Origin of the sequence: Methanobacterium sp. BRmetb2, assembly GCA_003491285.1 — an archaeon.
In the GTDB taxonomy this organism is placed as follows: Archaea; Methanobacteriota; Methanobacteria; order Methanobacteriales; family Methanobacteriaceae; genus UBA117.
The window spans coordinates 1,507,501-1,525,709 of sequence record CP022705.1; the positions used below are offsets into that span (position 1 = coordinate 1,507,501).

General features: G+C 32.3%; 15 protein-coding genes (1 of these 15 running past the window's edge). 3 read left to right on the forward strand and 12 right to left on the reverse strand.

Features of this window, described 5'->3' with window-relative positions; all coding sequences use genetic code 11:
* Both CIT01_07535 and CIT01_07540 read right to left on the reverse strand, forming a co-directional pair.
* Positions 1 to 141: the beginning of a hypothetical protein gene (locus CIT01_07535; protein AXV38056.1), read on the reverse strand. 1,161 nt of this gene lie to the left of the window's left edge; only the first 141 of its 1,302 coding nucleotides appear in the window; it begins with the start codon at positions 139 to 141; the stop codon falls past the left edge of the window.
* Between the two features lie 500 nt (positions 142 to 641).
* The gene (locus CIT01_07540; protein ID AXV38057.1) at positions 642 to 1,013 is read right to left on the reverse strand and encodes a hypothetical protein; all 372 of its coding nucleotides are present in this window, start codon (positions 1,011 to 1,013) and stop codon (positions 642 to 644) included.
* A 411-nt stretch (positions 1,014 to 1,424) separates the two neighbouring features.
* On the opposite strand from CIT01_07540, the gene CIT01_07545 reads away from it, so the two are divergent.
* The gene (locus CIT01_07545) at positions 1,425 to 1,787 is read left to right on the forward strand and encodes a carboxymuconolactone decarboxylase (protein AXV38058.1); all 363 of its coding nucleotides are present in this window, start codon (positions 1,425 to 1,427) and stop codon (positions 1,785 to 1,787) included.
* Between the two features lie 322 nt (positions 1,788 to 2,109).
* Here the strand turns inward: CIT01_07545 and CIT01_07550 are convergent, their stop codons facing one another.
* From CIT01_07550 to CIT01_07565, 4 genes are all read right to left on the reverse strand, one after another.
* Complete coding sequence (locus tag CIT01_07550; GenBank protein AXV38760.1) at positions 2,110 to 3,945, reverse strand: DNA mismatch repair protein MutS; 1,836 nt, start codon at positions 3,943 to 3,945, stop codon at positions 2,110 to 2,112.
* Positions 3,946 to 4,160: 215 nt separating this feature from the next.
* Positions 4,161 to 6,320, reverse strand: a complete 2,160-nt coding sequence (locus tag CIT01_07555) for a histidine kinase (protein ID AXV38059.1) — start codon at positions 6,318 to 6,320, stop codon at positions 4,161 to 4,163.
* 449 nt (positions 6,321 to 6,769) lie between these two features.
* Entirely contained in the window at positions 6,770 to 9,424 is a 2,655-nt protein-coding gene (locus tag CIT01_07560; protein AXV38060.1) for a hypothetical protein, read from the reverse strand.
* A gap of 107 nt (positions 9,425 to 9,531) precedes the next feature.
* Positions 9,532 to 10,887 (reverse strand): histidine kinase, encoded by a 1,356-nt coding sequence (locus tag CIT01_07565; protein ID AXV38061.1) that lies wholly within the window; start codon positions 10,885 to 10,887, stop codon positions 9,532 to 9,534.
* Between the two features lie 384 nt (positions 10,888 to 11,271).
* On the opposite strand from CIT01_07565, the gene tmk reads away from it, so the two are divergent.
* Positions 11,272 to 11,847, forward strand: a complete 576-nt coding sequence (gene tmk / locus CIT01_07570) for a dTMP kinase (GenBank protein AXV38062.1) — start codon at positions 11,272 to 11,274, stop codon at positions 11,845 to 11,847.
* 4 nt (positions 11,848 to 11,851) lie between these two features.
* Here tmk and CIT01_07575 read toward each other — a convergent pair whose 3' ends face one another.
* From CIT01_07575 to CIT01_07595, 5 genes are all read right to left on the reverse strand, one after another.
* A complete protein-coding gene (locus tag CIT01_07575; protein ID AXV38063.1) occupies positions 11,852 to 12,052 on the reverse strand; it encodes a hypothetical protein in 201 nt (66 codons plus the stop codon).
* Positions 12,053 to 12,085: 33 nt separating this feature from the next.
* Positions 12,086 to 13,045 (reverse strand): tyrosine--tRNA ligase, encoded by a 960-nt coding sequence (locus tag CIT01_07580; protein AXV38064.1) that lies wholly within the window; start codon positions 13,043 to 13,045, stop codon positions 12,086 to 12,088.
* A 168-nt stretch (positions 13,046 to 13,213) separates the two neighbouring features.
* Positions 13,214 to 14,275, reverse strand: a complete 1,062-nt coding sequence (locus CIT01_07585; protein AXV38065.1) for an NMD protein affecting ribosome stability and mRNA decay — start codon at positions 14,273 to 14,275, stop codon at positions 13,214 to 13,216.
* Positions 14,276 to 14,283: 8 nt separating this feature from the next.
* A complete protein-coding gene (locus CIT01_07590) occupies positions 14,284 to 14,691 on the reverse strand; it encodes a translation initiation factor IF-2 subunit beta (GenBank protein AXV38066.1) in 408 nt (135 codons plus the stop codon).
* A gap of 167 nt (positions 14,692 to 14,858) precedes the next feature.
* Positions 14,859 to 16,865 (reverse strand): AAA family ATPase, encoded by a 2,007-nt coding sequence (locus tag CIT01_07595; protein AXV38067.1) that lies wholly within the window; start codon positions 16,863 to 16,865, stop codon positions 14,859 to 14,861.
* A 216-nt stretch (positions 16,866 to 17,081) separates the two neighbouring features.
* On the opposite strand from CIT01_07595, the gene CIT01_07600 reads away from it, so the two are divergent.
* Positions 17,082 to 17,516 carry a hypothetical protein gene (locus CIT01_07600; protein AXV38068.1) on the forward strand — a complete coding sequence of 145 codons (435 nt, stop codon included), beginning with the start codon at positions 17,082 to 17,084 and terminating at the stop codon, positions 17,514 to 17,516.
* 88 nt (positions 17,517 to 17,604) lie between these two features.
* Here the strand turns inward: CIT01_07600 and CIT01_07605 are convergent, their stop codons facing one another.
* Positions 17,605 to 18,207 (reverse strand): 23S rRNA (uridine(2552)-2'-O)-methyltransferase, encoded by a 603-nt coding sequence (locus tag CIT01_07605; GenBank protein AXV38069.1) that lies wholly within the window; start codon positions 18,205 to 18,207, stop codon positions 17,605 to 17,607.
* Between the last annotated feature and the right edge of the window lie 2 nt (positions 18,208 to 18,209).

The following is an 18,209-nucleotide window of genomic DNA, read 5'->3' on the forward strand; positions in this document are numbered from 1 at the left end:
TGAATAAGTAGATAGAACTCTCCATTCACCCCACTTATTATCATTTATTTGTTTTTTATGGTATACAAAGCTATCAGGACCTATAACAAATAGTTCTAAGAGACCATCCCACAGGTTAGTGCCTGCAACTATTCTACTCAACGTAATACCCCCAATTTCACATTATAGTTTATGATATATTCAAATTCACAATAATATACTGTTTTAAATTTCATGTGATTAATATTTTAATAATGTCATGTTATTATCATGTGTTTAATTTCAAAAATAGCTACTTGTGTTAAAAATAATATTTTTATGAGATCAAGCACACAAATTAAAATTAGGTATGTTTGGGATTATAAAATTAGGAATTAGGAAATAGTCATTTTGTGAATACTTCAATTACCTGCTTTAGTTGTAGAAAAAGTTAACTGATAATCTCTCACAAATAACTAAAATCTCATTTAATCTTTATTTTCCAATGGTATTGCTCAAATTCTATAAAATATACATCTAATTACCCATTAACATCAACTCAATATTATTTCTAATTTATTTAACTTTTTAGGATTGGAAAATGTAATTTCATATGAAATTAGGTTTTCTTCAGGGAAAATGCATTTTAACGGAATCAGGTTTTATGTCATATTTCTGTTAACTCAAAATTTATTTTTTTGGCGGTTTATTGTAATTTTTATTCCACTATCCGCCCCTGTAGATACTCCACCAATTCCAAAAACTGCAACTTCACCTTTTATTTGAACTCCAAGTGAAAATGTAACGGAATCTATTTGAAAATCTTCAAATTTTTTAATATCAGATTTTGAGTCGGATAAAAGATTTAAAATTTCAAATATTCTCTTATTAAACTCTTCAAGTGATTTTTTATAATCAACTTCTTTAGATTTGCTATTAATAAAAGTTTTAAGTGTTTCTCCTACTCCCCGGATGTTTTGGGGCATAATTACCTCTTCTTGCTCAAAACTAGGAGTCACAATTGTAATTGTTTTTGGCTTTTTATTTTCTGACATAGTTATCATCTCCTTGATTTTGATATAATTATAAATATAAGTTATAACTAACATGTTTTTTTTCAAAATAAAAATAATTCACTAATACTTTCGGAGGTTCTAACTCAAATTGCATTTAATAAAGTTTCTTAATTGAGCCTAAAAAATAAAATAAGACTTTTAGAAACCTAATAAGTAAGATGAATTTTAATAAATCAGTATTTCACAATGTTTTAAGAATAATGGAAGTTGTTATCAACAAAATATAAGTAAAATTTGAGTATTTTTACAATACTTTTATAATCCACAACTATCCTCTTAGTTGAAACTTATTTTTTAAATATTAAATTATAAAATTATTTCATAAAAATAAATATCTAATAGCAAACCAATAATGGAGTTTACTAATCCAAATTTTTGGAAGATGATCTAATGAATGTAAAAGAAGAGATAAATGTAGATGAAATATTTGAAAAAATTGAGAACTATTTTGGTTTCGTTCCTAAGATTTTTCAGGTGTTGGCAGAAAATCCAGCCACATTAAATACTTATTTTGAAAAATTAGAAGCAATAAATAATAATGATTCATTATCTTCATTGACCAAGGAATTTATCTCTATAGGCGCTGCCTCTGCAATAGGCGCTGAACATTGTCTGTTGACTCATCTTAAAGTTGCAAAGGAATTTGGAGCCACAGATGAACAGCTCTTTTTAGCGGTTATAATGGGGTCTCAAATAGCAGAAACAGATGTTCTTGCAAAATCTTTAAGGGTTTATGAAGATTTTAAAAAATAACTTTTTTCAGATTTTTTTTACAAAAAAATAAGATAAATAATTAATAGTTAAATTTGATTTCTTAAAAAAAAATTAATTGATTAAATTTTAATTGAGTTTATTCATAATCTGAATGCACATTTAACTCTTTCAATATTCTTCGACGTTCCTCTTTAAGTCGGTCTAGCAATTCTTCATCATTATCACAGTTCTTTTCCAAATAGGCTATGGTGGTAGTTATTGCTTCTAGTTCTGTTTCTAATTGGTTTATAGACATTTTAAGTTCCTTCTTCAATTTTTATTAGATTAATTATGTAATGTTTAATATATATTAAGATATCAATTAAAATTTTTCCAGTATTTTCCCATAAATCTCTTTTATTTTTCCATCAGATTTATTGTAAATCATTCTCAATATGAGTTCAGGGGTACTTTTTGCCAGGTAATTCATTTTAGGAGTCCTATCAACAATTAAATTATAATCATCATCCAAACCCTTTGCTTCTATCCCATCCACCCGTACATGGGTGTGTTTCATTATCTCCCGTGCCATGTGGGTTACTATAACTGCATAAGAATCAGAATCTTTAATAAAGTCAATGAAACTGGCAATAATTTTCACTGCTGCTTCAAGTTCGGTAATTGCCTCTAACTCATCTAATAAGATTAATTTATTAGTATCTTTAGTGACAATGGGCATGAATGTGTTAAGGAAAGATTCAAATGCACCAGCATCAAGTGATCGCTTTTTAGAAAAGAAATAAATCTCTTCAACGGGTTTTATTGTTGCTTCTTTTGCACAAACCGGCAACCCCATCTGGGCCATGATTGAAATCTGGGCCAAGGTCTCCAGAAGAGTGGTTTTACCTCCACTATTGGCACCAGTAAGTAAGGCTACATTTTCAGGATAGTCCAACGTATAATCAATTCGTTGGATATTAGAAGATTTATTCAAGGCTAAATTCAAGTGTAATGCTTCTTTGAATTTGAAGAAATTCCCTATTGTAGGAGGATGTAGATCATAATAATAAGCAAAACAGCCCAGTGCGAATTCGTAGTCAAATTCCAATACATCTCTTATCTCTTTTTCAACCTTTTCTTTATAATTAGATAAGTAAGAAGCAGCTTCTACCTTTTTTTCAAATTCATTAACATTTTTTTTGGCAAGTTCCATCTTTTTAACCCTTTCAAGTTCCTGGTAATCTATTTCAACCGGATATTTCTGGATAAAAGGATCAAATGAACAGCCTGTTTCTGCTTTAATATCAATCTTCACTTCTTTAATGACATCATCAAATATCTTCTGTATTTTAAGAGGCAAACCTTCATTCATCAGTGATAGAACTTCATCACCACTTAGATCAATCTTTTTTATGCTCTTCTCAAGCATTTCATCTGCCCTTTTTTTAGCATCTTCCACAGCTTTATCAAAAAGTTCTTCGTCTACAGAATCTACTTTAAGAGAATCTAGGACGGTTATCACTTCGGGAAGAATGGAATCATAACCTAAAATAGTTCTTACTTTTAAAACATTTTTTAAAAGTTCATAGTTTTCATAAAAATAGGATAAAATAACCTCCGGAACTATTTCAAAATCTCTTGAATCACTATTTACCATGGTTATATTGTGAACATCATCTAATTCTAGTAAACCTTCAGAATAAACGTAAATAATAAATTCATATTCCCCTAAACTTTCCATTTCATCTGCAGTCACAATTGAAGAATAACTATTCAAATTCATATCCATCAAATGCTCATAATCTCTTCGGGATTCTACTAGTAAGGCTCTGGATGAATCATACTTAATTTTTTTCTTAATAGGGGGATGAATTAGTTTAAGTAACTTTTTAATATTATTTAATGGAAGATCAGAAGCTGCTTTTTTAGCATTCATTACAAATTTCAGGTTTTCCATTATTTTATCTTCATTTTCAATGGGATTAATAAGTAAAATCCGATTTTTACCATACTTAGTACTGGCGAATTCGCTGATCCTTTTTAATATATCATCATAAATTTGATAGGCTTGATCAGTTTTTAGAAATTCTTGAACTGGATTGCCAAGGGCAGAATTAATAATTTCAACTGCCTTTTGCTGACTTACCCCGTCTATGTTGGCAAGTCGATCCACTTCATAATTCTGGATAACTTTAAGCAGCTCTTTTTCTCCACCCATATTATCAGTTATTTTTTGGGCTAATTTATCACCAATACCTTTAATTTTTGTTAAATCCAACCTATCACCAAACTTTTCATATTAATATACTATTTTTTTATTTAAATTAAGTCACCTAAAGATTTATCTCATGAGTTTAGTTATAAGTTATTCAAAAATAACCTACTCTATCAATTTGTTAATTTATAAAAATTCATTATTAAAATTGAATTAACTTAATCTCCAGTGTGATATGTTTTTGCCCATTTTCTATCTTTTCTTAATATCAATTTAATAAAAGCCACTATGAATAAAGGTATTAAATATAAACAGTAAGCCCAGTATTCAACTGATCTATATATGGTGACGTGAATTTTTCTGTTATCCCTGTATATTCCCAGCATTACAGCAGGGAAAAAAGCTATTGTTGATAAAATCCCTATAATCGCGGGAAATGTATAATTGAATATCATTAAATCTGTTATGTATAGAATGGCCACGATGTATCCTAACATTACAAATGAAAGGAATAATAATGATGATAGATACTGTATAACATCAAGTCTTCTATATAATGGAATATTTCTTGTTCCTAAGATCTGTTTAAGATATACAAAAAATGTTTCAAGATTTCCCATGGCCCATCTCACTCTCTGCCTGAAAAATGGTTTCCAGTGAGGCACTGCTTCCTGATAAACAGCAGTATCTTCACAATATCTTATTTTACATCCTTTTATCATCATTTTAATACTCATATTCAAATCTTCAGTTACTGCAAAGCCATCCCAACCTCCAAGCTTTTCTATAACTTTTCTGGTGGCTACTTGTCCATTACCTCCTAAAAAAGCACCGCCACCTATCTTGTCTCGAGCCCTTAGAATAACATTACCAAAAATTGCGAATTCTATGTGCTGCATGGAAGTTAAAACATTTCTATTTTTATTGTACATTTTAACTTTTGTCTGTACTCCGTCTACATCATCGTCTCCCATGTATGGTATAACTTTTTTAAGAAAATCAGGCTTTACACGAGCATCTGCATCAAACACAGCCACCACATCCCCACTGCAGAGTTTCAAGCCGTCATTTAAAACATAACCTTTACCTTTCCCAGCCCGTGGAGGTTTCCGAGTGATAACTTTAAGAAAGTCGAGTTCTTCTACCAGTTTTAACAGTATTTGGTTTGTTTTATCTGTAGATCCATCATTTATAACTATTAGTTCAAAATTTCTTTTATTTTCCTTAAAGTAATCCAGTTTAGAAATAGATCTGACACATTTTTCAATGGTATTTTCTTCATTATGAGCAGGAATTATTATACTAACAAATTGTTCTTCATAACTTTCTGGAACGCCTTTCGGGGGAAGAAAGCTGATAACTGTTAGCATGAGACCGTAATATGCGGGAATAAATAGAAGCCAGGACAACCAGCCTAAACTTTTAGTGATCAAACTGTGAATAATTAGTATAATTATACCAATAATAATGAGTGATACTCCTAATTTTTCAATTATAAGTTCCCTTTTCTTGGATTGGATTTTTTCTTCAGCAGTCCTGAAAGTCTTCTCTTCTTGTTTGTGTTTTTGTATGGCCATGTCTATGTTGGTTTGTAGTTCTTTTTCGTTGTATGGTTTGATTATGTAGCCGTAGGATGGTTGTTTTTTTATTCTGTTTATGGTTTGTTGGTCTGAGTAGGCGGTTAGGTATATTACGGGTATGTTGAGGGTTTGTATTTTTTCTGCTGCTTTTATTCCGTCTGTTTCTCCTTTTAGTACTATGTCCATCAGTACTAGGTCGGGGTGTATTTGTGCTGCGGTTTTGATGGCCTGTTCACCAGTGGAATTTATGGCCGGGACAAAGTATCCCAGGTTTTCCAGTTTACTTTTCAGGTCCAGGGCAGTGATACTCTCATCCTCAACCACCAGGATTTTGGGAGGTTTCATTTCCTCTATTTCTTCTATACTCTTTATTTTATGTTTTTTGTCCACTATTTCTCCTTCAAATGTTTCAATAACACTTTCTTCTTGTTTGTGTTTTTGTATGGCCATGTCTATGTTGGTTTGTAGTTCTTTTTCGTTGTATGGTTTGATTATGTAGCCGTAGGATGGTTGTTTTTTTATTCTGTTTATGGTTTGTTGGTCTGAGTAGGCGGTTAGGTATATTACGGGTATGTTGAGGGTTTGTATTTTTTCTGCTGCTTTTATTCCGTCTGTTTCTCCTTTTAGTACTATGTCCATCAGTACTAGGTCGGGGTGTATTTGTGCTGCGGTTTTGATGGCCTGTTCACCAGTGGAATTTATGGCCGGCACAGAGTATCCTAGATTTTCTAGTTTTTCTTTTAAATCCAAGGCCGTAATACTTTCATCTTCAACCACTAAAATTTCAAGTTTTTTCATTAATACTCACCTTACATAAAAATAATTACTTTGGTTAGGGGATACATAGCTTAATTAAATTAATAAGAGATTTTATATTAGTTCAAATCATTATCCTTATTTCTTCAGTATGGGTTAGGTTAGATAACATTTTTTTGGATTTTAAAATTAATTTTTTCAAGTTAATGATAAATTCTATAATTTATTTTGATTAGTTTTGTATTAGTTTTTTTTGGATTCTTTCTTTGGTTGGGCAACACTAAACCTTCAGCATAATCTCTGAAAATTAGATTCATGATAAATATTCAAAGTTAGTCTTATTATATGGATTTATGTCAAGTATCTCCTAATTTAATTAGATGTTTCTTTTACTATATCACCCATTATAACAGAATAGAAAATTTGAATATTAGGCCACATTAGAATAGTTTAAATCTTTTAAAAATGAGTTAATTAATTTAATAACCTGATCATTTGACATCTCTTAAAAAGTTGCTTTTAGTAATTCCACCTAAGGCCATCTTTTTTATTCTACTTTTTAGATTTTTAATATGTTCATGAGACAATTCTCCATTATCTGCTCTGTGGATGGCATTTTGATATAAATTCAGCAGGTTGCCCACATACTTACCTTCCCGGTTACGGGCATCAATTACCAGCCCATCAACATTTAACTGGTTAAACAAAGGTATATAATCCACTAAACATAACTCTACTGAGTTTAAGATATGTGTTTTACATTCTAAATCTAGATAAAATGGAAATATATGATTTTTATTATCTTTAAGTCCCCAAAATTTTTCAGGCACTATTATTTCTTTATTATTTTCAAAACCCGGTACAGCACAGGGCAAACAATCTTCAGTGATTATAACCTCCATGTTACCATGTACTAATAATTCTACCCTGTTATTTCCCATATTCGACGTGTTTAACTTGTTATACTTAGTTAAACCAGTTATACTATTTTTGGATAATTCTGGACTGAAAGTAATGGTTTTAAATATATTTAAAAAATAGTTCACAGTCCAATTATTCCATATATTTAATTCTGCTGCTGCTGAAAGCGTGATCTCTGGTTTCAGTTTGGACAATAAATATGCCGATCCTAAATCGCCTACCATCACTTCAGTTATAGAGTTTTTTTGCAGAGAATCAATTAATGGGAGTGCCATTTTTAGATACGTTTTTCTATTGATACTGGGCCATTTCCAGATTAATTCGGCTCCATTATCATCACAAATGGATTTCATTTTGATAAACATCTTTAAAAATCTGTTCAAAGCATTTTCAAGATAATCTGCGTCTAAACATTCATATTTTTTTCCACGCAAAATTTCTAAACTATTTGATTCAAAATAAATTCTCTTGCAACCACTTTCAACTGCATATTCCACGTTCTGGGGATTGTTAATATAGATTGCCATGGAAATAGAATTTTCCAGATCCTCTTTTTCTTTTGATATGGCTGTTTTATGTTTGGGGTTGAATTTATTGTATTTTAGCCGGTTTAAATGTTCTTCAGATTTTTTGACCTCATTTTTGGAAGGTAGATAACTTTCCAGAAGAATAGTTTTTGTTTTTTCTAAAAAATCCCTTCTTATCTGGTTCAATTGACTTATAGGTGAAAATAAGTCTCCAGGATAATCAACCTCCAATTTTCTTATTTTAAATGAGGTAGAACCAGTTTTTTTCAGTTGTTTTTCAATCTTTTTTTCAGTCAGAGGATTTTTCAAGGCCTTTTCCATTTTAAAATCAGATTCCATCCTAAAAGATATTTTAGAATTATTTTTTCCCGAAATTTGTCCTTCCAGTAGGGGGGTGTCATTTTTATCCCAGGAAACTTTCAAGTCAAGGGGAACTGACCGCGCATGGTCATTTAAAATAATAGCTTTTGCTTCATTAAACAGGGACTTTTTATAGTTTAAGTATACCTTAGAACCTTTAGGGAGATAATTCTTCACTTTCAATTCCAGGATATTATTATTTATAGGTGGATTGTAGTCAATGTTCATGCCCTGACTTTTAAGATCTCCAGGAATTATAAAAACGATCCCATCACCTTTACTAGGAACTATACTACCTTTTAGATATATAAAGGCCTTTTTAAGTTTTGAATTATAGTTTATCACCCTGCCGATGTAAATACCTCGTTTATCTGGCCTGTTACGACCCATAATCTGTGAATGATCTTTTTCAAGAATATAACCTGATGTGAACATCCTATTGAAGGCTAATTCTAACTTTTTTAGATCATCGGGCTTGGGTTTCCAGACTCCCTCTCTAATCTCATCTAGAGCCTTCCGGTAAACACTTACTACAATGGCCACATATTCTGGTGACCGCATACGGCCTTCAATCTTAATAGAATCTATCGATTTTTGGGCAATTACATCCAGATTATTATAAAGAGCAAGGTCACGGGTAGATAAAAGATAATCATTTTCTAGATGGACTTCACAAATGTCAACTGGTCTTCCATATTGGTCCATATTCCCATTAATTAATTTGTACGGCTTTCTGCAGGGCTGAGCACACATACCCCTGTTTCCACTTCTTGCCCCTATTAATGATGATAAGAGACACCTACCGGAATAAGAATAACATAATGCACCGTGTGCAAATATTTCCATTTCAACCCTTTTTTGAAGTTTCTGGGCAATATTTTCTATTTCTGAAAGCTTCATTTCCCTGGCTAGAACAACCCTTTTAAATCCAAAATCAGATGCCCATTCTACTCCGGGCAGATTGTGGATAGCCATTTGGGTAGATGCATGTAAATCAAGTTCAGGGATTATTTCATGCGCCAGAGAAGCTAAACCAACATCTTGAACTATAACTGCATCAGCACCGATTTTATAGAGCCAGAAAAGGTGTTCAACTGCCTTTGAAATTTCAGAATTTTTTATTAAAGTGTTAACTGTCACATAAATGTTAACATTATGCAGATGGGCATAATTAACTGCCTCTTCTATTTGGGATTTACTGAAATTATTAGCAAAACGTCGGGCTCCGAATCTTTTCCCACTTAAATAAACTGCATCTGCCCCAGCATTAACCGCAGCTTTAAAGGCATCATAGGAACCTGCAGGTGCTAAAAGTTCAGGTAAATCTTCATTAGACATGTAAACAGCTCAAAAATACAAAAAAACCAAATGCTCTTTTGCAAACTAATAAAATATAATTTTTATTCAAAAGGAATTTTAATTTAAAAATTTTTTAATTGTAAATTTTAGGGTTGATTAATTTCTTTTAATACTTCAGAAACGATTTTAAGGAATTTTTCAATAATCCGTCTATTTTTCTCTTCACTTTTCAGTATTTTATCTTCGGCTTGTTTCCGGGATAGTGCGATGGCAAATAAGTCAGCCAATCTTTCTACAACTTCTAAATCTTCGTGAGTATAATTTTCTTTGGAGTTAGCAAGAGCAATAGTCCCTACAAGTTTATCATTTGATATGGCTGGGGCAGATACGAATTTTTCTATTTTAATATGGCCTTCTGGAGTACCTGTAGATCTTTCATCATTTTGAGGATCATTGGTAAGAATAGATTCTTTATTATTTAGAACCCATCCCCATAAACCGCCAAATTCTTCAAATACTGGTTTTTTATCACTAACATGGCATTTTTCCCAGACTTCTCCAGTCATGGTTGAAGCTACCATAAATTCGGTTTCAGGGTCAATATAACCAACAAAACCATACTTACTGCCTGTAATTTTTTTGGCATAATCTAAAACTAAGTCAGATATTTCTTCAATTGATATTGGATTAATAAGTTTTTGGGATAAATCAGCCATTGCATTATTAATTTCTGCTTCATGGGCCAATTCCATTTCTACTAATTTAAGATCAGTAATATCTCTTATAACACCTAAAACTCCCAGAATATTTCCTGCAGAGTCTTTTAATGGGGATAATGAAGTTTGGAGATACCATTTACCGGTGGGAGTTTCTGAAGTCCAATCATAAACTATTTCTTCTCCTTTAAGTGCCTTAGTAAATGCTTTATCATGGATGTCTCCCAGTTTTTCTCCATAAATTTCCTCGGCAATTTTTCCAAGATACCTCTCCTCAGTAAACCCATATTTCTCAAGTTTTGATTCAGAGATAGATACATATTTTTTTTTATGATCTAATGTGAAAATTATATCGTTCATAGAATTAACAATAGCTTTGTAGCGGGCTTCACTTTCTCGAAGTTTTAGATCCATCTCATGCTTGTAGAGACCCACCTCTATGACGCTGTGAAGTTCTCGATCTTCAAAGGGTTTAATAATATATCCGAATGGACCAGTCTGTTTGGCCCGTTCTAGTGTTTTTTCGTCAGAATAAGCAGTCAAATATACAACCGGTATGTCATATTTGTTATAGATTTCGTTGGCAGCTTCTATTCCATCAATTTTTCCTTTAAGAACTATGTCCATTAATATTAAATCTGGTATGTCCTTTCCTGCCTTTTCTATTGCTTTCTCTCCAGAAGAAACTATATCAGTTACAGTGTAACCTAAAGTTTCCAGTCTTTGACCAATATCTATTGCAACAACGCTTTCATCTTCTACAACCATTACCCTTGTCTTGGACATATTTTATTCCCTCTGGTTAACTAAGCATTTTTAATTATATATTGAATTTTAGTCAATATTAAAATTTATTCTATTTTAAAATTATAATAAAATTTTTAGTGCTATTTAATAGTATTACATAAAATTTTAAATATTTTTTATTATTATTTTAGCTTACACTTTATTTTTTTGGTTTTCCATAATATATTTCGTTTTTATATATTATAAATTGTATTCCACATAAGAAAAATGTTTATATTTTTATTTTTTTTTATTAAAGCTGAGAAAACATAATATTTTTTATTAATATTCTTTTTTATTTAATATTTTTTGAAAATAAGCATTATGTCCCAATTTTATCATAGACTAAAAGATTTATAAGTTAGCATACCTTATTCAAATAATATGTACATATGTATTGAAGGCATTGATGGATCTGGAAAATCATCTCAAACCCTTCTCTTGGAAAAATGGTTACAAGAGGCAGGTTTTGATGTATTAAGAGTTTTTGAGCCTAGCCAATCTGTTGTTGGAAATTTAATTCGTAGTATGCTTCAGGATTCTAAGGCTTCTGATATAAATTTCCAGCGCACATTAGGACTTTTATTTGCCGCAGATAGAATGATTTTAATGGAAAAAATCAGGAAAGCAGAAATTAAAGGTTCTATCATAATTACTGATCGCAGCTTCTATTCCAGTCTGGTTTATCAAGATGGGGAAGAATGGATAAGGGAAATTAATAAACACGTCTTGAAACCGGATATCGTAGTTTTACTGGATATTGAACCCGAAACAGCAATTAAAAGGTGTGAAGGTAAGGATCACTTTGAAAATGTTGTATTTCTCGAAAAGATAAGAAAAAAATATATGGATCTTGCAGAAAAGGAAAAATTTTATGTTATAAATGCCAATAACGGTATAAATAAAGTCCAAGAAGATATAAAAAGAGTCATTGCCCCTAAATTGGGTATGTGTATATAAAGATCTACTTTTTACGACTTTCTAATTCTTTTAATCGTTCGTTGATATCTTTAACAATGTAATCTCTTGCTTTTTCCAATTCTTCTTTCTCTCCGTACAGAACTGGTCCATAATCAGTTTGTTTCAGTTCTAATTCAAATTCACCTACAACTGCAGCAACACTTCTTTCGGTTACCCCGGGTGGTAGTCTCATTTCATATTTCATATAATCACCTTCATCAGTAACATTTTAAGATATTTACTCTCTAAAATATTCTCTTATTGGTTCCAATATTTGAATCAAACATTTGGATACAGCATTTTTAAGATCTAAAGGGTGTAAATCTCCTTCACTGTAAAGTTTTATCAATTGGGGGTAGGTTAATTCAAGGTTTCCCCCAAATTTCTCTGGCCTTTCAATTAAAAGAGTTTCGTAGTCTGAATAGATAAAGTGTTCGGCTATTTCTATTATAGGATTTCCTTCCACCTGGCCTGCCGGACAAAAACTCTTTTTAACCTTTTCTGTAATTATGGATGGTTCATCATCAATGGAAATATAGTTTCCTTTACTGGAAGACATTTTTTCATCCCCATCCAATCCATGTAAAAGTGGTGTATGAATACATACCGGGGATTTAAAGCCAATTTTCGGCAGATTTTCACGGGCCAGCATATGGATCTTTCGCTGCTCCATACCTCCTAAAGCCAGATCAACCCCTAAAAATAACATGTCTATGACTTGCATTATAGGATATATAACTTCTGCCACTTTATGATCTTTGCTTTCACGGGTTATCTGAGCCATACTTCTTTTGGCACGGACTAGAGTGGTTGTCAGTGCAAGTTCATAGATTTTTGAAGTGTATTCAGGACTGGTCTGAAAACTGGAACCATAAATAAACTCTGTTTCGCTGCTCAATCCTAAAGCCAGAAAACACTTTTTATTATACTCGGATATTTTTTCTATCTCTTCTAAACTACCTTTGTCATTAAGGTAAGCATGGAAATCAGCAAGTAATATTTTGATTTTAAACCCTGTTTTCTGAAGGTCTATCATTTTTTTTACTGTAATTGCATGTCCCAGATGAATCTTTCCAGACGGTTCATAACCAATATAGGCCACAGGATATTCCTTTCCTAGTACATCTTTCAGCTGTTCTTCCGTAATTATTTCAAGTGTTCCTCGCTTAATTATCTGTACTTTATCATCTAAGTCCATATAATCACCATAAATATATAAATATATTTTAATAACTTTTTATTAGATAAAACGTTTTCTTTAAGTTTTTCCTAGTTTAGACAGAGTCCTGTTAAAATAGTCTATAACCATATTTTTCTTGATGCTATTTAATAGGTACCTGTTAAGATTGACAACAAAATTCTGGTTTTATTCATTAGAAATAGAATCAGTAACAATATAAATTCTATCCTTAATTTTGATAACTGAAACTTCTTCTCCTATTTCAATATCATGTGTTTCCGGGTTAATTTCTATTTCTACTGGTTGAAAGTCATCTGGATCCAGTATCTGTATTGAGGTGGGGGTTTTAGCAGTTAAAGTTGTTTTTTTTATATCTTCCTTTTTAGCCTCAACTTCTATCTTTTCATAATCTCGCCACTGCACTGAAGAGATATCTGCAGTTTCTAGGTTTTTTAATTGAATTTTTCTCCCATCCACTGCTAACAACTGGCCAAAAACATCACCATATTTAATAAAATCGCCTACCTGGAAGTTAGGAAGTCGAAGAGAAATCCATATGCGGTATAGTTCCTTACCTGTTGATTTATCCTTTCCCATTAATCGGGGAGATTCTTTGACAATACCGCCCAATTCTTCTCTAATGGCACTTACCAACTTTTTTGAAACCTTGTATGATCCAATGTAATAGTCTACACCCTCTTTAAGTATTAAACGGTCAGATACATACGCCATTTTATTTTTTTTGGAAATTCTCTCAATATGGGTGGATATAATCTGGTCAACTTTTCCAATTTCTTCTTTTGAGGGAAATCGATCTTGGGCTCTTATTTGAATAACCGCCTCATAATATCCTGAAGCATATTTACTGCACTCTGGACAGACGTTTTTTAACAGTTTTACATTCAAATCATATTCTTGTTTTACAATTTCGCCCATAACATTGGCCTGGACGTGAACTAGACATTTAAGATTAGAACCTTTTGCTAAAAGCTCTTCAATCCATATCTCAACATCTTCAGCAGATTTATTAATCTTTATCTGATTGATTATGGAGTTGTATATGGTTTCTTCTTCACTCAAGTTCATGTCCCGCCATTTTCCTTCACTTAAGGTGGAACCACAGTGTGCACAGACAACTATCTCAATTTCATCTGGAATTTCTAAAAGCGAGACATCCTTGATAAAACAAGATTTACAAAGGCCATCTATAAGATCTTCATCTGATTTTCCACATCTTGGACAGAACATAAATACCTTTAAAGTGTTTTTAGAGGTGCTTTAGCCCCACAAGCTTCGCATTTCAGCAGGAATATACGATCTTCTCTAATGATCCGGGTATCTGGCCGGTTACATTCATGACACATAACAAATCTTTTAACGTATTCGTCAATCCGGTCATTTATTAAAAAATGAGTAAATTTACCCTGCATAATAGCCCGACCACCTTCTAGGTTTCCAGCAGTACCCATTTCTCTTAAAAGAAATTTCAAAAGATGTTGGGGGTCACGGTTTAATGCAGTGGCTATTTCTCCAAAATTCTGGACAATTGTCCGGTTTCCTTGTATCATGGAATAAGCCCTTGGCACTTTAAATCTTTTTGTTTCAAATACCTTTTTAGGTAGTTGATCTATTGCTCGGTCCAGTAATTCATCATAATCATCCATTATATTACCTCCTTGGATCTTCACTATTAAGTTAAAAAAGTGTAAGTTAAGTTACTATATCTAATATCTAATTAATATTTAATTAACTGTATAAAAATAATTAAATAGAAATTAATTGCACACACCGGGTATGCAGTTGTAAATATTTATATAAAATTATAGTATTATTAAACTATCTTCAAGTATCCTCTTTCTGGTTCAAATACCATTCCTTTATGTTTTAAAACTCTAATAACTTCTTCAACCTTTTCTTCACTTACATTATATCTATCTTCCATTTCAGATATAAGTATATTGATTGGAGCTTTACCACCATATTCTTCTTCAAATTCCCTTATAAGTTCCACCAGTAATCGGAATTTGTCCCGGTCTGACTTGGGTGCTCTTCCTTCAACTTTGTCAATATCTATCTTACCAGTTTCAGGATCAAGCCCTACTTGTTTTAGACACGCTTTTTGCAGTTTTATGGCTTTTTGAGCATCTTCTGCACTTACTTCATCTTTCAATCTTATTCTGGCACTTGATTCAGAAAGACGAATTAATGCTTCCAGTTGACGGGCAGTGATTGGAACTGGAGAATCTTCTTCAGCACCACTACCTCTCATGCCCACGTAAAACTCTTCTAAAACAGTTATTGCTTCTTCGGTAAGTTTAGGGTGAACTTCACGTCTGGCATAAGCCACATATTTTCTTAAAAGTTCGGGATCAATTTCAAAAGGTATAGAATCTTCTTTGTGAATATTAAGAATATGTCTTGCTAACTTTTTATCCTTTTCAGCATCTGGCTTGTCTTCAACCACAAATGTAAGGTCAAATCTGGATAAAATTGTTGATGGGAGATCAATTTGTTCGGCAATTGATTTATAACTGTCAAATCTTCCAAATTTTGGATTTGCAGCTGCCAAAACTGAACATCTAGAATTTAAGGTAGCCATTATCCCTGCTTTGGCAATACTTATTGTCTGCTGTTCCAGTGCTTCATGTATGGCTGAACGGTCTTCCGGACGCATTTTATCCAGTTCATCAACACACACATTTCCACCATCTCCTAAAACTAGTGCTCCTGCCTCCAGGGACCATCCTCCAAATTCATCTCTTACTGCTGCAGCAGTTAAACCCACACCACTGGTACCTTTACCACTGGTGTAAATTCCACGGGGAGCAAGTTTGGATACATATTTAAGCATCTGTGACTTACCAATACCAGGATCCCCTACAATTAAGATGTGTATATCTCCACGAAGACGAGTTTTATCTTCTAATTCTTTACGCACACCTCCAAATAATTGGAGAGCAATTGCTTCTTTTACTTCACGATATCCTTGTATAGATGGTGCTGTTGATTTTATTATTTTTTCATAAATATGGGGGTCAGATGCCAGTTCTCGAATCATCTCTTCATCTTCAGGGATAATTTGTAGTTCCTCAAATTCCTGTTCAAGCTGTTCAATATAATTTCCATAAATAAAATTCTTAAATCGTTTGGTCTTATCGTCACGAACTGTTCTTAAAGTCCCAGTTATCCTAACGATATCCCCCGGAGTTAGGGTATCAACTAGATCATCTTCCAGCACTATTAATATTTGGCGGGGCTGTTCTCCTCCAGAAAGGTTTTCTAAAGGTTCCTGAAGTTTAACAGTTTGTGTGTCTAGAAATTCTGATTCTTCCTGGAGCAATCTAAATGATCTTCCTCCACAGTCCTGACAGAGAGAAGGCTCGGTGATCATATTACTGCTCTGGGATACCTCATGGATACGCATACACCCTCTACATTCAAAAATAGCTTTAACAATTCTGGGGCGTATTTCATCGGTTTTACGCACAATTCCATCTACTGAAACAAATTTCCCAATAAATTTACTTCTCAAAAATCTAAGAGGAATGTTATTACTTACATTTTCAAGTCTGATATTCAAATCAGCATTTTTTCTTAAGGGGTCAATGTTTTTAATGGCGGTTTGGGAAGCATGAATTACTTCCTCTGGCTTTTCAATTAATAAATCTGCCAGATCTGGATCGAACATTTCCAACTCTAAATAGTCTACAACCACAGATCTTCTATCTGGATACTTCTCCAGGGCTTCGAAAACCAAGTCTTTATATTTTGTATTTGTGCTGAAAAATTCCTCAAATTTAGTAAGTGATGTTTTAGTTTTATCAGTTGAAGTGGTCATTATAAAAATATTAAACCTCGCTCTATAAAATTATTTCCATAATCATAATTTACCACTAATATTCCCTAACTTAAAAAAAGTTTAATAATAATATAGTATAATTGTTAATATGATAAAGGAAGTATGAGGACTATAATAAAATAATATTATAGAAGAATTATTTGAATATATAACAGATTATAATAAGTTACATAAATAGAGTATAACAGTGATAAGATGAAGAGATCAAGATTAAATTTATTCAGAGCAACTTCCATGACTATTTCCATCCTGGGGATTATTATGATAATTGCTACTGCAGGTATATTTATATATATTGGAATTGAAGCATTATCTTCCGGAGTATCCTCCAATGTAGACACGGCATCTGCTTATGATGACCTGGCAGTTATGAAATCAGACTATTCCAGCTTGAAATTGCAATTTGATGGCTTAAAAAGTGAGGTCACAGCTATTAATGATGACGATTTAAAGCAAAAATATGTAGACACAGAATTGCAACTTATAAAGGCCGAATCAGCGATCACGGATTTAGAAAGTGCTTTATCTTCGAATAAGGCACCAGAAGAGATAGAAAAAAGATTAAATATTGCAAAAAATGAACTTCAAGCAGCAAAAACAAGTGTTAGTAACTTTAAAGCACTTCTTTAAATTGAATTACTTTTTTTATTATTTTAACTTTAAATTATTTTATTTTAAAATTTTTACTAAATAATTAGAAATAATAAGAATTTTAATTTTATCTAAACCCTTTAGCTATAATATACATTTCTGAACTTTTCTGTTTAGAAGATTGAGGTTTAGTTGTTTTAACTAATCTAAACATCTTTTTGATCTTTTGCAGGAGATTTCGGAATTCTTCGCCCTGGAAGGCCTTAATTATAATGTTCCCGCCCGGTTTTAAAATTTCTCCGGAAATATTCAGGACAGTTTCAGCCAGTTCAATGGATAATAAGTGGTCTATATCCCTTATTCCAGATAATTTAGGGGAAGCATCGGATATAATTACATCTGCTTTATTTTCTAGGATTTCATAAATTTTTTCAATTGTTTCTTTTTTAGTGAAATCCCCTCTTATTGAATAAAAATTTTCATTTTCAAATCTTTTAATGCGTTGAAGATCCACGGCTAAAACCAGTCCTTCATTCCCACTTAATTCTAAAGCTACTTGGGACCAGCCTCCGGGTGCTGCACCAAGATCTAATACTTGATCTCCTTTTTTTATTATTTTAAACTTTTTATTTAGCTGCAAAAGTTTAAAAGACGCGCGGGATCGGTACCTTTCTTTTTTTGCCTTTTTATAATAATGATCTTTGTCGTGTTCTGATTTCCAATTGCTCATAG

Excerpts from the sequence above, each read along its gene's own strand:
- CIT01_07540 (AXV38057.1), bottom strand. The coding sequence starts at position 1,013 with ATGTCAGAAAATAAAAAGCCAAAAACAATTACAATTGTGACTCCTAGT.
- CIT01_07545 (AXV38058.1), top strand. The coding sequence starts at position 1,425 with ATGAATGTAAAAGAAGAGATAAATGTAGATGAAATATTTGAAAAAATT.
- CIT01_07550 (AXV38760.1), bottom strand. The coding sequence starts at position 3,945 with ATGGGTGGAGAAAAAGAGCTGCTTAAAGTTATCCAGAATTATGAAGTG.
- CIT01_07555 (AXV38059.1), bottom strand. The coding sequence starts at position 6,320 with ATGAAAAAACTTGAAATTTTAGTGGTTGAAGATGAAAGTATTACGGCC.
- CIT01_07560 (AXV38060.1), bottom strand. The coding sequence starts at position 9,424 with ATGTCTAATGAAGATTTACCTGAACTTTTAGCACCTGCAGGTTCCTAT.
- CIT01_07565 (AXV38061.1), bottom strand. The coding sequence starts at position 10,887 with ATGTCCAAGACAAGGGTAATGGTTGTAGAAGATGAAAGCGTTGTTGCA.
- tmk (AXV38062.1), top strand. The coding sequence starts at position 11,272 with ATGTACATATGTATTGAAGGCATTGATGGATCTGGAAAATCATCTCAA.
- CIT01_07575 (AXV38063.1), bottom strand. The coding sequence starts at position 12,052 with ATGAAATATGAAATGAGACTACCACCCGGGGTAACCGAAAGAAGTGTT.
- CIT01_07580 (AXV38064.1), bottom strand. The coding sequence starts at position 13,045 with ATGGACTTAGATGATAAAGTACAGATAATTAAGCGAGGAACACTTGAA.
- CIT01_07585 (AXV38065.1), bottom strand. The coding sequence starts at position 14,275 with ATGTTCTGTCCAAGATGTGGAAAATCAGATGAAGATCTTATAGATGGC.
- CIT01_07590 (AXV38066.1), bottom strand. The coding sequence starts at position 14,691 with ATGGATGATTATGATGAATTACTGGACCGAGCAATAGATCAACTACCT.
- CIT01_07595 (AXV38067.1), bottom strand. The coding sequence starts at position 16,865 with ATGACCACTTCAACTGATAAAACTAAAACATCACTTACTAAATTTGAG.
- CIT01_07600 (AXV38068.1), top strand. The coding sequence starts at position 17,082 with ATGAAGAGATCAAGATTAAATTTATTCAGAGCAACTTCCATGACTATT.
- CIT01_07605 (AXV38069.1), bottom strand. The coding sequence starts at position 18,207 with ATGAGCAATTGGAAATCAGAACACGACAAAGATCATTATTATAAAAAG.